Origin of the sequence: Akkermansia sp. N21116 (genome assembly GCF_029854705.2) — a bacterium.
Taxonomy (GTDB): domain Bacteria; phylum Verrucomicrobiota; class Verrucomicrobiia; order Verrucomicrobiales; family Akkermansiaceae; genus Akkermansia.
In genome coordinates this window covers 641,450-655,733 of the sequence record NZ_CP139035.1, presented here as the reverse complement: position 1 = coordinate 655,733, position 14,284 = coordinate 641,450, and the positions used below count along the sequence as shown (strand labels likewise).

Below are 14,284 nucleotides of genomic sequence, written 5' to 3'. Positions count from 1 at the left end.
ATTGCATCCATGAGCAAGAAAAATTAGAGTAGAATCATGAAATTTTTTGCAATTCCCTTGCTCGTCCTTTTTCCTGGCGTATTAATGGCGGCACCCGGCTTCGATGAACGTCCATATATGGTTATTCCCGAACCTGCCGTGGTGCGCATGTCACAGGGGATTTGCTCCAAACCCGTTGTCCTAAAGACAAAAAAAGATGAATCACTGGGAGCGGAAGGCTATCGACTGACGGTTACTCCGCGAGGTGTTGCCATCGATGCCGGGGATAAGTCAGGATTGTTCTATGCCCGGAAAACGCTGGAGCAGCTGGAGTCTCAATATAAGGGAAAGAAAATCCCCTGCGGGGTGATCGAAGACAAGCCGCGCTTCGCATGGCGCAGCATGATGCTTGATTCGGCACGCCACTTTGTTCCTGTCGCCGACGTCAAAAAATTCATTGATGTCATGGCCGACTACAAGTTTAATAAACTCCATTTCCATCTGACGGACGACCAGGGCTGGCGGCTTCCGGTTCCGGGATATCCCAAATTGAAGGAAGTGGCATCGGTGCGTGAAGAAACCTTCGGCAACAAGATCCCGCATGGAGGCATGTACACCAAGCAGGAGCTGAAGGATCTGGTCAAATATGCTGCAGAGAGAAGCATTGAGATTATTCCTGAAATCGACCTTCCCGGACACAACCAGGCACTTTGTACGGCTTATCGAGACTTCCAGTGCTTCCCCGACCCGAATCTCAAGGTGAGAACCGATGCGGGCATTTCCAAGACACTGGTTTGCCCGGGCAACCCGGACGTACTGAAATTCTACGATGCTGTCTTCAAGGAACTCGCCGACATCTTCCCCTCCCAATATGTGCATCTCGGCGGAGATGAAGCACCCGAAGATAATTGGAAAAAGTGCCCCAGGTGCGCCGAATTCCGGGCCAGGGAGGGAATCAGCAATACTGGAGGAAAAAAGAAGACAAGCGCTTCACCTTCACCCGTTTCCCAGGCGGATTCTCTCAAGCAGACAGACATCAACAAGGAAGTCAGCCAGCAGATGTTCAGTTTCTTCAATAAAATGAACGCTTTGATTGCCAAGAGAGGCAAACGGGCCGTCTTCTGGTATGAACCCGCAGGTAAGTACCCCGACGGTTCCATAGCAACTGTCTGGCGCCACCATAATGCCAGGGACGTAGCCAAAACATCCGGTACGAACGTGGATGTAATCTATGCCCCCAATGGCATTTGCTACCTCGACTATCCCCAGCTGCCGGGAGACTGGCCGTCAGGACAGCCCGATACCGGCTGGATGCCCGTCAATACGCTCGAAAATGCCTATTCTCTTGATCCGGGCAAGGGATTGTCTCCGGATGAATTGAAGCGAGTCCGTGGAGTGGAATGCTGCCTCTGGAGCGAACGCATGCCGGATATCAACCGCGTGTTCTACCAGGCCTATCCGCGTTGCCTTGCAACTGTTGAGGCTGGCTGGTCTCCCATGGAAGTCCGGGACATTGAACGCTTCAAGAAAAAAGTCGAGTTTCACAAAAAACTGATTTCGGAGAAATGGGGAATCCCTATGGACCGTCCGGAGAAAAAGTGACAGCCCTTCCATTTCACACTCCTCCAACCCGGCTTGGGCCTCCTTTCTTCAGGCAGTTCCTGCATTGAAATACGGAGGCACCACTTCTCCTCCACCATTGTTTTCTTCTTTATTTTACATAATCTATCCTCAAATTCTGTCCATACTTGAACCGTCATATTCGGAGGATCAACCGAAGAAGTTGATTGTGTGCTTGTCGCCTTCCTGGGGCAATTATCCTTCGAAATTTCGAAGATCCCCACTACCATATATCTTTAAATTTTCATCATTCGGACGGACCCGTGTTATTTGATTGATCAGACAACCACGTACAAAGAACTACTCTGCCCTTGCCATCTTTAGAATAAAAATTGACAACAATAATATCGTGATACCCATGTCGAACTAAAAATGCGATGCTTCTTTAAATTCCCATCCTCGCAGGAAGACAAAATCACCGGGATCGCATGATGTTTTAATATTTGGAAGAGACCATTGAGCCTTTTTCATATCATAAATACAGTTGCTAAACAACTTTTGACAGAAGTATCGTTAAAAACGATGAAGGATGATTACTTTTCGGATACAGAGATTTGAGGTTTTCCGATCATACGGAAAATAATATGCAGGGGAATGATGATGACAGATACCCAGAATCCGGCGGATGTCCATGCGATGGCTGCGTAAGGGGAACTGATGATACCCGTGACCGCGAGCATAAAGGGCAGAAGTGAGAAGACGGAATATCCTGCAAGAGTGAGTATGTCGATCATAGGACGTTCTCTATTTTTATCAAAACTCAGCACGCCTACGGAGAAGAGGAGACAGAGAGGCAGAATGTTATACAGGACAAGTCGGGACACAAACATGCTGCCGTACTGGAAAGATGTCAGTACGGTGAATATACCGATGAGTCCCCAGAGGCTTAGTAAATAAAGTTTTGTACTTCCAGGTATTCGCTTAAACCACCCCATGCAGAGAACCGGCAGACTGAAAATAAGGTAAATGCGAATAAAAAATAATTCATTACTATGGATGGTCGTCAGGATTTTCTCCAAAAACAGAATGAGCACCAGGCAAAATACCATGCTGATAACGGCTCCAGTGTAGTGGCGAGTCAATTTCATAATCCGTGCTGTGATTTGTAGAATATGGAAATCATCAATAGGCTCTTTCCATCCTTGATCGGCAAAAATAAGGGAGATTTTAAACAATAGGAATATGACGGATGATTTTCAAATAAAAGAGGAATGGGATAATCCTGAAAACCATGATGATTATGCACCCCGATATATGTGTCACAATCGTACTGCTGGATGGCGATCTGCGCGATGGTTCGAAAAGTGCTGGAACCGACCAGAGGCATTGGTGGAGAGATGAATGACAAAGGATGCTCTTTCAGAAAGATTTGATCGTACAGTGATGTATTGCTCTCAGAAACACAGAGGGATTCCAAAACTTTACGCTCCACAGTTCCCATGACAATCCATTCCCTGTTGGAAAATAACTGTCGTCGGTAAGAATAAACAACTGGATTCCGAATCCGCGAAAAGAAAAGGCCATCGGGAAAACCGGACAGAGATTCCTGCCTCAAATCCTCGTTCTCCCAAGCCGCACCCGGATCATCAACCCCACAAAGAGAAGGGCACACGGCAAGGGCATACAGGAGTCCCAAAATGGCTAAAATGTATTTCATGATCGTATTTATATTTCAGCGCCGTTCTCATCCCCGGACGATACATTATTGTGAGCAGTTTCTGGTGATATAATGCACAACTGAAGAAGTTGGCTGTGTACCTGTCGACAAGAATCGAGCCGGACGACTCATTTCTCTATTCCCAGCTCTATCCTTTCCAGCTTTGCCTCTTTCAAGCGTTGCTCGTAGCGATCAATCTCCAGAATCGACTCCTCTTTGTCGAGATTCGAGATACTTCTTTCAGTCGCAAAACTGTTTAGGAAAAAACTAACTATTGGCGCATTCGGCGGAGCTACAAGCCAACGGGATGAGCTATCCTCTGGAAAACGCGTCAAAATAACGGCGGTGTTGTGGGAGTAATCCTGAAAAGCTTGCTCAGGTTCCGTCATGGCAAGCTTCGCATGATAATTCAGTATTCTGGCAAGCTTGTCGTCCATGGAAAGCCTCCCTCGACAAATCCCGACCATATCCACAAGCATAAGCCGGTATTTCGAAAGAGATGGAACCTTCAATTTCCTCTTCTCCAATTCATGTACATAGTTTGATGGTACTTGAGAAGCAAAGGAATCCAGCCATGATGTACTATGGCAGGAAAATACCGCAGAATTGAGAAAATGATCATTCCATTGGAGGGCCACAAGATTACCTCTATAACGAAAAAGTATTTCCCCTTTAGGAGAAGGAAGAGACTGGCGCATCAGAACATTCCAGAGAGTATCCGGATCCAGGGAAAACAGAAAATGTTGCGATGGTGAACCTGGACACTCTCCGTATTCATCTCGCCTCTCGGAAAATATAGGCAGGGGAATGTAGGATTTGTTCCGGACGAGTTCGTTGCACTGCACAGCCAACCAGACTTGTTGATAAACATCGAGTTTGCCATATTCAAGACTGAGATAAAGCATTCTGGCCAACATATTGTAAAAACGAATAATATTATACGTTCCATAACGCCCCGAGCTCATCCCTAATAATTTTTGATTGGCAAATCCGCCAAGAATTTCGGAAGTATGCGACGTATACAAATCCCCTTCATAGGTTAGATCCATCGTCGAAAAATAATCACCCATTTTGGGAACCGGTAAATTTTCTGCCAGCCAGTGAAAAAGGCACTTAAATGACTCATACAAACCAGGTTCAATAGATTGATTCCCGATTTGCCACAAATCACTTTCTCGCGGCCTATATTCAAATGTGGCAAAATGGATCCACGAAATACGATTGGGAGATAACCACCAATAACGGGCGGCAGGGAAATCCCCCACCATATCAAAGTTGATGCCCTTTTCCATCCAGGTCAGTTCATCACCAGTACTTTTCGGATTAAGCTTACCAAGCTCTTCCCGGATTATTTTCAGATGACAAGGCGACACAAGATACAAAAAAGATCCGTCTAATTGATCGGGCTGAAGAGGCTCGGACGATTCCCCATTCGAGGACAATTCCTCTTCCGATAGAGAAGGTTTCGGATTGTCTGGTGAATAAAAAGGAGATTCATCAGCATTGATTTTAGAGCATAAAATCATTAAACACACGGTTAATAATTTTATTACTCTTGGTGTCATACCAATTTTCACCGATTTTATTCCCTTGAATAGTTAAAAATGTAATTGCTTCAGTTTTATTGAAGAATAGTCAAGTTATTCATGTACATACATCCATTCCTTTCTTCAGGACATATAACTTGCCTTGTTCGTAATCCTCGCGAGGATGCGCGTTGCCGTCGGCTGGGACGGATCCAATAACAGGATTTCGAGAGCACGAAACAATCCCCGGATTCTCTCTCTGCATCCAGCTTATACGCGGCGATTTGCACGTATCCTTTATAGATGAAATGCTCGCGCGATGTCAATGTGTTTCCATGGTATTCCAAGCGATCCGTGCGCCTTCCCATAAAGTCATAGAAGCACCTATAATTCGCCTGAATTTCTTTTCGCCAAGTTTTGCTACGGCAAATTGATGCGGTAAATTTCTATCGTTTGACCATCAGGAACGATGGCGCAATATCTATTCCCCAAGAATATATTGGATCTGGTTTTTAGTCGTTGTTCTGCTACTATTTCACCTGTTTTAACATCAATCAAGAGATGAACTAAATACGTTCCCGGAATTGCCACTTCCCAATTTCCCGTTCTACGGTAGAACCGCAGAGAGAGCAAGGTTCCATCCCGACTAAAAACAGGTTCAGCGCTGGCAACCCATTCCCCCGGCAATGTCGGACAAGGGAGAGCATGTATAACTTCCAAATGATGAAAGTTTGTCAAATAAAAAGTATCGCCTTCCTCAATACATATATCATTCGTCACAGGATGATAGGTAAATGTACTCGGGCGAAAAAAATTTTTAAGTTTCCATTCCTTAATCCTATCCCCCTGAGTATCTAAAATATCCAAAGTCGTATCTCCAGGATCATGCTGCTGATCAGCATCATAAATCACTCTGTAACAATTTGCCCCTTCATCCACAAAGCCGATTAATTCATCATCTAATGTTTTTTTGCCTTTTTTATAAGGGCCCGTGAATTGCCGAATCATCTTAATATATGACGACGCTTTCTTGATATGTCCCTTTAATTCCGTAAATCCATCCGGAATCGCAACAGGCACAAGTGGAAGATATTTTCTTGTATAAAAATATGGAAGAAAACAAGCCTGGCAAATATATGTGTCCTCATAATAAGTTGGCAAAGGCTCCTCCATCTTCACTCCAGAAATTGACCTGACCAGTTTGCCGGATTCCGTTTCATAAACATAGAGTGTATCCCCGGGCCAGGTTGCCAAATAGGAATCATCATCAGAAAATGAAATTTTAGTATTATCTTCATTTTCAGTAGCCTTCCTGTCACTGTAATCCTGCCATGAATACGAAGGGACTGCAATTGTTGTGATATGTTCCAGAACAGGCGGTTTCCTTTCCGGAGAAAACATTATACTCCCCAATAAAGAAGCAATAAAAATCACTGCAATGATGATGTAAATAATCTTTTTCATATCCTGAAAACTATCGCCAATTCTCCTTCTTCATCCAGCTTATACGCGGCGATTTGCACGTATCCTTTATAGATGAAATGCTCGCGCGATGTCAATGTGTTTCCATGGTATTCCAAACAATCCGTGCGCTTTCCCATAAAATCATAGGAACAAACAACAGAATAGCCAGCATCCCTGGCACTGGCCTCAAACTTGTATTCCAGTATGGAGTGTGAGCCCATATTCAATAGTCACCCCAGACTGATCGATCGATAAATATAATGAAACTTCTCCCCCTATCTTGACAAAACCCAAAATATTACTTATCCTTCGATAAGGTATGAGAGAATCATTCGGTAAAGTTATTTCTCTTTTTATTCTGGGTGTAATTGTGGTTATGCTGAGCATCAGCTATCTGTTTGTCATAAAAAGAGGACCTGAAAGCCGAATTGATACAAGAAATGTGAATTTGGAATCTCGCTTTTCCTGCAGCCTCTTGAGCAAGCAATGGCGTCATGTGACAAATGGCTGTTCTCCACTGCATGTGACCATCATTACATATAAGAATGAAGATAAACATACCAGAAAACAAAAGTGCTTCGCCTATTTGGAAGAGGGAACTCCTTATCCGCGTTGTCGTGAGTTATTTGAAACACCCTGGATAACTTGTTCCAGAATGTATCTTGAGCAAGAAAATGATGCTACTATCAAGATCATGGTCGATGGTAAATTATATGTTCATGTAGATCCGATGATCTTCTATCCTGCTTATACATGGTCCTATTTGTGCTACCGGGTTCAACCATAATCTGACTATGTTTTATAAATTATCCTTGTACATCGAACTATTTCTAATTGCTTTTCTGCTTGCCAGTATCATTGCAGCACGCGGCCCTGTGTTTTGGGATGACGGCAAGGAAGCCATTTCTCTTCCTTGTATGGAGACTCATATTGATAATATCATCCCATTGCAAGGACATGATATGATAGAAGACTATTATGCGATCATAATATCTCAAGGGAAAAACTTTTACACACCCTTACATCCGAATTATAAAGAATACACTACTCCATCCATTGATTACTCCTGCATCGTCAGACGTGATGATGAAAATAATTTACTCTACCGTGCCTATACATTTCCTGTTTCACTCGAAAACAAAAACAAGGAAATGAATTTTTTAGTCAATGATACATGGTTCATTATCATGCAAGGAAATAAGGAATACCTGAAAATCCGCAGAAAAAATGCACGTAAATATATATGGGAAAAATTTGATAACGAATGGATACGATTTCAGAGAGAATAACAATTTATATTAAATATAGATTGCACCATGAGATGCGATTACTGTTCGTTGTTTCTCCTAAGGGAAGTTTCATGGCTACTGTAATAGCTTCTTCCCAACGCTTATCGTCTTTCTCTTCTATCGTCCCCATTTTATTAAAATAAGGTCGTTTCCCTCAGCTGCTATTACCGTTATTTTCTGGATTCATCGCCATCAGTATTCCTCCTCCACAAATAAGCGCACTTATCGCGATTATACTTATATATTTATGTTTCATAATTCTACTAAAATTCATAACTTACATTCAAATTTTTTCCAAACTGGAGCAGTTTTCCTTCGAAATTTCGAAGATCCCCACTACCATATATTTTTTAAATTTTCATCATTCGGACGGAACCGTTCTATTTGAGTTTTCAGATATCAATGTATCAAGGAGTACTCTGCCCTTGCCATCTTTAGAATAAAAATTGACAACAATAATATCGTGATACCCATGTCGAACTAAAAATGCGATACTTCTTTTAAATTCCCATCCTCGCAGGAAGACAAAATCACCGGGATCGCATGATGTTTTAATATTTGGAAGAGACCATTGAGCCCCTTCCAGATCTTGGTATAGATGATTATTTTCAATCGATACCGTTTTCTTCATTTCATGAATCTGCTCAAGAAGAAGAGATTCTTCTCTCTGCATATCCCTACTGTCAGGAAAATCAATGACAACGATATAGAGGTATTTTGGGTTGTCCGGATATCCGTCAATACTGAACCCTCCATTAAAACTTCTATAAACTTTATATGCCGTATTTTTGCAGAGCCGATTATATAGAAGAGATTCAATGCAATTGTCGTCCTGGTAATAGGGCAATATGTCCTCTACCCGACGATTAGTAGGAAAATAAGCAAACAACCAAGCAGCAATGCCTATGACGAGCAACACAAGCATTGCAAATATTATGATGATTAATTTTATTCTTTTCATTTATTCTGACTACAATCTAGAGCAAGACAATGAGAATATGGGAGCACGAAAAACGTGCCATCGTCCTATCATGATTCTCATGATACCAAGTCAAGCTAAGATTAGCCTCTTTGAGGCCATATCATCTTGAAGCAGGAAGCGGCGCATTCATTTGAGGGTCAGGAAGATTGATTCGATAGATTTCTATTCTACGATCATAGGCAATAGCCCAATACTTGTTGGAAGGAGAAAATGCACTTATACTATAACCTTCATCATGAACGATCTCGGTAATCACCTTCCCTGTTGTAGTATCCAACAAAATTGTGCAAAAAATATTGAAAGAAAATAACGCATATCTACTAATAGAACGCTCATAGGTAATCGCTAAAATGCTTCCATCGTCATTGAATACTGAAGATGAAATACGTGGACGCCATGTTCCTTTTGCCTGAGGAACAGGTAATTTCTTCATTTGCTCTAACCGATTGCAGTTGATCAGATAAAAATTATCATTATCATATATGAATATTTCTTTTGCCTGTAAGCAAATATCATGCGTCTGTGGATGATGGCGCATTCCATATATGAATATTTCCTGCGGAACACCCCAGACATTCGAATCCCCTGTCTCCTCATTGACAACTAAATTCTTACTTGGACCGTTATGTCTGGAACGAATAATTTTATAACGGGATTTGGATTCCTCAATATAAGCCAATAACTTAATCAAATTATAATCAGGATTTTCATCTGCAAATTTTTTAAAACTAAGATAATTTTTCTCATTTGTTTTTATATTGTTTTCTAAAATTGAGAATCCCTGAGGAATTTGCACACCGAAGAGAGGTTTGTAACGCTCGCATTCTTCAAGGACAAAACAACCTAATAAAGACATATGAAGATATTCTTCCGCATTTGGAAGAGGGTCTTCCTGTTTAAGCCCAGGAAGAGAATGGGAAAGAGCCTGTGTTTCCACATCATAGACATAAAACGTATTTCCCGGCCATGTCGCCAGGTAACGATCATTGTCAGAAAAAGCTATTTTCGTATTGATCATGTTGACATTGAAATCTCCATCATAGTCCTTCCATGAAAATTCAGGAGTCATAATTGTTCCTACATGCTCCAAAATTTTCGTTTCTCTTTCGCTCGATGAAAATAATAACAATAAAAGAAAAATGGCGACAACAGATACGCTAGTATATATAATTATTTTTTTCATAAATTACATTTCCATGTTGCAATGGGGAAGTGGCGTCATAATAGACATCATTATGACGCCACTTTTATATTTAAATCTCAATTAAGAAATGACTGAATATTTCAGCAGGACAATAACATTTATTATAATATTTTTCTAAATATTTTTTGATATTCTTCTTTGAAAATTCTACAGCCTCCATTTTTCTCTTTTCACTATCGCGAGCTCTATCTCCTGGTTCGAATCCATCGATGAGCCCCGTTATCCAAGCTCCATGCCCGCGAGGTCGCATCTTGCTTATCCAAGATACAGGTGTCATAGATTTAACATGATCCGGATCTCCCTTAATGGTACCAATGATAGTATTGTAGCCTCCATGATCCTGCTGTACAGCATGTGATCAGTCCCCCACAAATAAGCGCATTTATCGAGATTATACTTATATATTTATTTTTCATAATTCTACTAAAATTCATAACTCCCCTTCAAATTTTTTCCACGCTGGAGCAGTTTTCCTTCGAAATTTCGAAGATTCCTACTACCAGATATTTTTTTAAATTTTCATCATTCGGACGGCCCCATGTTATTTGATTGATCAGACAACCACGTACAAAGAACTACTCTGCCCTTGCCTTCTTTAGAATAAAAATTGACAACAATAATATCGTGATACCCATGTCGAACTAAAAAATCGATACTTCTTTTAAATTCCCATCCTCGCAGGAAGACAAAATCACCGGGATCGCATGATGTTTTAATATTTGGAAGAGACCATTGAGCCCCTTTCAGATCTTGGTATAGATGATTGTTTTCAATCGATACCGTTTTCTTCATTTCATGAATCTGCTCAAGAAGAAGAGATTCTTCTCTCTGCATATCCCTACTGTCAGGAAAATCAATGACAACGATATAAAGGTATTTAGGGTTGTCCGGATATTCGTCAATATTGAACCCTCCATTAAAACTTCTATAAACTTTATATGCCGTATTTTTGCAGAGCCGATTATATAGAAGAGATTCAATGCAATTGTCGTCCTGATAATAGGGCAATATGTCCTCCACCCGACGATTAGTGGGGAAATAAGCAAACAACCAAGCAGCAATGCCTATGACGAGCAAAACAAGCATTGCAAATATTATGATGATTAATTTTATTCTTTTCATTTATTCTGACTGCGATCTAGAGCAAGACAGTGAGAATATGGGAGTACGAAAAACGTACCATCGTCCTATCATGATTCTCATGATACCAAATCAAGCTAAGATTAGCCTCTTTGATGCCATATCATCTTGAAGCAGGAAGCGGCACATTCATTTGAGCGTCAGGAAGATTGATTCGATAGATTTCTATTCTACGATCATAGGATAAATACTTGTGCCTGTATATAGGCACAAGTATTTTGTTGGACTTATTATATTTATTGCATGGATGCGGGAGCTGGGAAAATTTCAACCCTTGTTCCTACACTTTGCAGTTTATTAGTTAGATCAAACGAGAAAAACAAAACAATGTGTTCCTGCCTACGATCTGGTTTTGAGTTAAGAAGCTGTTTCTCATTATATCCCATATATAAATACATATATTCATAGTGATCATCATCTGAATCATTAATAGATGGGTTGTTGCCAATTAGATCCATGACATCCTTGTTCGTTGTTTCGCGCAACGGTAGTTTTATGGCTGCAGAAAGAGCTGCCTGCCATCTTTCTTTATCTCGTATAAATGATTTCCCATCATTAAAATACGGAGAAACTATTTCACTTTCGCCATTATTTTCTTTTCCATTTTTACACACAGTCAATATGCCTATTGACAAAATAGCAAAAAATGCCGTTACGATGATTTTGTATTTTATTTTCATAATTTTCCTTCGAATTTTTTCCATACTGGAGATGTCATATATTTTGAAACTTTGTCCCAATAAAATATTGGAGACCCATCAGCATAAGTCCCAGTTTGAATATAATTATAATATAATCTCAGAATCCCATTAAAAGAACTCGTCCCGATTGATCTGTCCGTTCCGTATGAAATTGCTCCTTTCCTCAAAATTTGTTCGGCAAACGGCCTCGCAATTTCTTGAGAAGAGCATCCGGAAAAACGAGCTTGAGCTTTTCGGGTAAACCAACAACGAATTGGACCTTTCCTTTGTTTTGCTCGTTCAAATGTGGCACTATGGCTTCTATCCAGCAAATCCTGTACAGAATATTGATTCCATGTCCCACGGTTGCCATATCCACTGTACCCACCATATCCGCCATGTCCTGCTGAAACAAAATTCGAAATAGGATCTTGGCCTTCTTTGGAAATCGTTTCTAATAACAAGGGAACTGTGATAGGATTTACATATTCAGCAGAGGGAAATATCCCAGCATAATCTGGTATTAGATCATAACTTAATATGTACTGAATATCTTTCCCTTCTTGTGAGGCCACAAGATTAGAGGCATCATATACATCTCCTGGTTCAATATTGTTGGGATAGCCATGATTTGGTGTCTCGCCTACTGGCCATAAACACTGCCAATCTTCTTCGCTTGCACCATATTTCGATGCTAGATGCTTTAATGTATCTCCTTTGCCTGCGCACCAATGATTCCCTCGCCCTTCGCCTTTCATTCGCGTCCATAAACCAATATGGTCAACTCTATTGAAAGGCCTATTGGCAAGAGCTATGTATAGGTTCCAGTGATCTTGTTCGTCTATGGGATCCCTATTAATCCACCGTCCATCGTTCGGGTTGAGGTAACGGTAGTTGTAGTAATAGAGGCCCAAGGGGCTGTCATCATATTCGGAGGAGAAACCGAAGGCGTTGGCTGTGTGTTTGTCGCCTTCCTCGATCAGTTTTTCCCCGTAGGGGGAATAGACATAGCGCGCACGGCACGTTCCAGCATCATCGTAGAGAGCCGTGATGTTTTTCACCGTGTCGCAGGCGGCATAGAGCATCGTGGCATCCGACGCGTCTTTCATCGCGAGGATACGCGTTGCCGTCGGCTGGGACGGATCCCAATAACAGGATTTCGTAAGCACGAAACAATCTCCGAATTGTCCCTCGGCGTCCAGCTTATACGCGGCGATTTGCACGTATCCCTTATAGATGAAATGCTCGCGCGATGTCAATGTGTTTCCATGGTATTCCAAGCGATCCGTGCGTCTTCCCATAAAGTCATAGGAACAAACAACGGAATGACCGTCCCCGGCAAACTGTTCCGGGCGATTCCGCATGTCGTAGAGGACATCCCAAACACCGGTGCGCGTCTGAATCCGCGTCTGGTTGCCGTGAACATCAAATTCGGGCGTGAACGCGTTTCCCGCATTCTGCTGTTCAATGCGGACATACTGGTTGAGCCTGTTGCTGGTGTAGCTCCGGCTTGCAGCCAGTTCGCGGGATTGGACGCGGTTGCCGATGTTATCGTAGGTGTAGGTGTAATCCTCCTTTCCATCATACGCAGCGGAAATCAACTCACTTCGGGGATTGTAATTCGGGACGATTCTTCGTTCCTCCCGCCCTCCGGCATGATCCGTCAGCAGGGTCGGCCTTCCGAGCGCATCGTAACCGTACCGGTGGGCGAGAACTTCCCGTCCCGAGGCATCCTTGTACACAAGGGCCGAAATGGCATTCCTGCGATCCTCGTACTGGAGTGCCGTTGGGCCAATCCATGCCGGTCAGCAATTCACCTTCACCGTAATGCCAGGTGAATACTTTCCCTTCCTCCGGCGATGCCGTTTGCAGACGGCCGAAGCTGTCGTAGGTCAGAGCCGTGTCCTGGACGTTTACTCCATCGACGCTCAATGTATAGCCGGCATCCCTGCCGCAGGCATCGAACTTGTATTCCAGAATGGAGCGGACGCTTCCCTCGAACTCTTCACGCATGAGATCCCCCACATGATTGTAGGAATAAGTACGGGTGCCCGTACCATCCGTGATGCTTGCGAGACGCCCCAGGGCATCGTAGCTATGGCATATCGGGGTCGATTGGTCGCTGAAGGATGTTTCCGCCAGTTCCCACGTTTCCGCCTGATCGATGTAACCGATCGATGAACCATCAGCCCGGACCGTGCGGATAACCAGTCGGTCGCGGTTATAGACTGTCGTTTCGGATGTTCCGTCGGCATAGGTCTTTTTCACAGGCAGCCCGCTCAGCGAGTCGTATTCCCACTGCGTGATGTCCCCCGGCGTGTCTGGAATCCCCGTCAGCGTTTCGCCCGGGTTCCTCCATGTCGTTAGCGCGATCATGCGACCATTGCTGTCGTAATCCTTCCGGATGGGTTGCGTACCCGAACCGAATTGTTCCGTCAACTGTCCGGCCGCGTTGTAGCGGTAATGGATTCCTCCGTCGTACAGGCCAGTAGCCCGGTTACCGGGTCGTAGGAGTACGAAGTCGCATTCCCGTCCGCATCCCGGCTTGTCACGATGCGCCCGGCCTTGTCGTGAGCCATCGTCAGCGTATTACCACGGGCATCCGTCCGGTAGAGGCATGTGCCGTTGTCCGTGTAGCTCCGGACGGAGGTCGTAATGTCTCCGGACGGGCTGATCGACAGGACTATGTCTCCACCGACAGCGTACTGCTTCGCCGGAGCGGACATTGAAATCTTGTTTTTAT

15 protein-coding genes are annotated in these 14,284 nt (G+C 43.0%); 3 read left to right on the top strand and 12 right to left on the bottom strand.

The window, feature by feature from the left end; all coding sequences use genetic code 11:
• The first annotated feature begins 36 nt into the window (after positions 1-36).
• Positions 37-1,581, top strand: coding sequence for a beta-N-acetylhexosaminidase (locus QET93_RS02470; RefSeq protein WP_280131723.1), 1,545 nt, complete (start codon positions 37-39; stop codon positions 1,579-1,581).
• A 551-nt stretch (positions 1,582-2,132) separates the two neighbouring features.
• Here the strand turns inward: QET93_RS02470 and QET93_RS02465 are convergent.
• The 4 genes from QET93_RS02465 to QET93_RS02450 form a co-directional block, all read right to left on the bottom strand.
• A complete protein-coding gene (locus QET93_RS02465; RefSeq protein WP_280131722.1) occupies positions 2,133-2,687 on the bottom strand; it encodes a hypothetical protein in 555 nt (184 codons plus the stop codon).
• The gene (locus QET93_RS02460; protein WP_280131721.1) at positions 2,684-3,256 is read right to left on the bottom strand and encodes a hypothetical protein; all 573 of its coding nucleotides are present in this window, start codon (positions 3,254-3,256) and stop codon (positions 2,684-2,686) included. Before QET93_RS02460 ends, QET93_RS02465 begins: the two co-directional genes overlap by 4 nt.
• 128 nt (positions 3,257-3,384) lie before the next feature.
• Positions 3,385-4,833, bottom strand: a complete 1,449-nt coding sequence (locus QET93_RS02455; protein WP_280131720.1) for a hypothetical protein — start codon at positions 4,831-4,833, stop codon at positions 3,385-3,387.
• 369 nt (positions 4,834-5,202) lie between these two features.
• Positions 5,203-6,246, bottom strand: a complete 1,044-nt coding sequence (locus QET93_RS02450) for a hypothetical protein (RefSeq protein ID WP_280131719.1) — start codon at positions 6,244-6,246, stop codon at positions 5,203-5,205.
• 319 nt (positions 6,247-6,565) lie between these two features.
• Between QET93_RS02450 and QET93_RS02445 the strand changes: the two genes are divergently transcribed.
• Positions 6,566-7,033 (top strand): hypothetical protein, encoded by a 468-nt coding sequence (locus QET93_RS02445; protein WP_280131718.1) that lies wholly within the window; start codon positions 6,566-6,568, stop codon positions 7,031-7,033.
• Between the two features lie 25 nt (positions 7,034-7,058).
• Positions 7,059-7,535, top strand: coding sequence for a hypothetical protein (locus QET93_RS02440; RefSeq protein WP_322190083.1), 477 nt, complete (start codon positions 7,059-7,061; stop codon positions 7,533-7,535).
• Between the two features lie 361 nt (positions 7,536-7,896).
• Here the strand turns inward: QET93_RS02440 and QET93_RS02435 are convergent, their stop codons facing one another.
• The 8 genes from QET93_RS02435 to QET93_RS02400 form a co-directional block, all read right to left on the bottom strand.
• Entirely contained in the window at positions 7,897-8,496 is a 600-nt protein-coding gene (locus QET93_RS02435; RefSeq protein WP_322190082.1) for a hypothetical protein, read from the bottom strand.
• A 121-nt stretch (positions 8,497-8,617) separates the two neighbouring features.
• Positions 8,618-9,700 carry a hypothetical protein gene (locus tag QET93_RS02430; protein WP_280131715.1) on the bottom strand — a complete coding sequence of 361 codons (1,083 nt, stop codon included), beginning with the start codon at positions 9,698-9,700 and terminating at the stop codon, positions 8,618-8,620.
• A gap of 70 nt (positions 9,701-9,770) precedes the next feature.
• Complete coding sequence (locus tag QET93_RS02425; RefSeq protein ID WP_280131714.1) at positions 9,771-9,998, bottom strand: hypothetical protein; 228 nt, start codon at positions 9,996-9,998, stop codon at positions 9,771-9,773.
• Between the two features lie 245 nt (positions 9,999-10,243).
• The gene (locus tag QET93_RS02420) at positions 10,244-10,843 is read right to left on the bottom strand and encodes a hypothetical protein (RefSeq protein ID WP_322190081.1); all 600 of its coding nucleotides are present in this window, start codon (positions 10,841-10,843) and stop codon (positions 10,244-10,246) included.
• Between the two features lie 254 nt (positions 10,844-11,097).
• Complete coding sequence (locus tag QET93_RS02415) at positions 11,098-11,541, bottom strand: hypothetical protein (RefSeq protein WP_280131712.1); 444 nt, start codon at positions 11,539-11,541, stop codon at positions 11,098-11,100.
• Complete coding sequence (locus QET93_RS02410) at positions 11,538-13,142, bottom strand: RHS repeat-associated core domain-containing protein (protein ID WP_280131711.1); 1,605 nt, start codon at positions 13,140-13,142, stop codon at positions 11,538-11,540. Before QET93_RS02410 ends, QET93_RS02415 begins: the two co-directional genes overlap by 4 nt.
• A gap of 1 nt (position 13,143) precedes the next feature.
• Positions 13,144-13,980, bottom strand: coding sequence for a hypothetical protein (locus QET93_RS02405; RefSeq protein ID WP_280131710.1), 837 nt, complete (start codon positions 13,978-13,980; stop codon positions 13,144-13,146).
• On the bottom strand, positions 13,977-14,267 hold the full coding sequence (locus tag QET93_RS02400) for a hypothetical protein (protein WP_280131709.1): 291 nt from the start codon (positions 14,265-14,267) through the stop codon (positions 13,977-13,979). Before QET93_RS02400 ends, QET93_RS02405 begins: the two co-directional genes overlap by 4 nt.
• Positions 14,268-14,284: the final 17 nt, after the last annotated feature.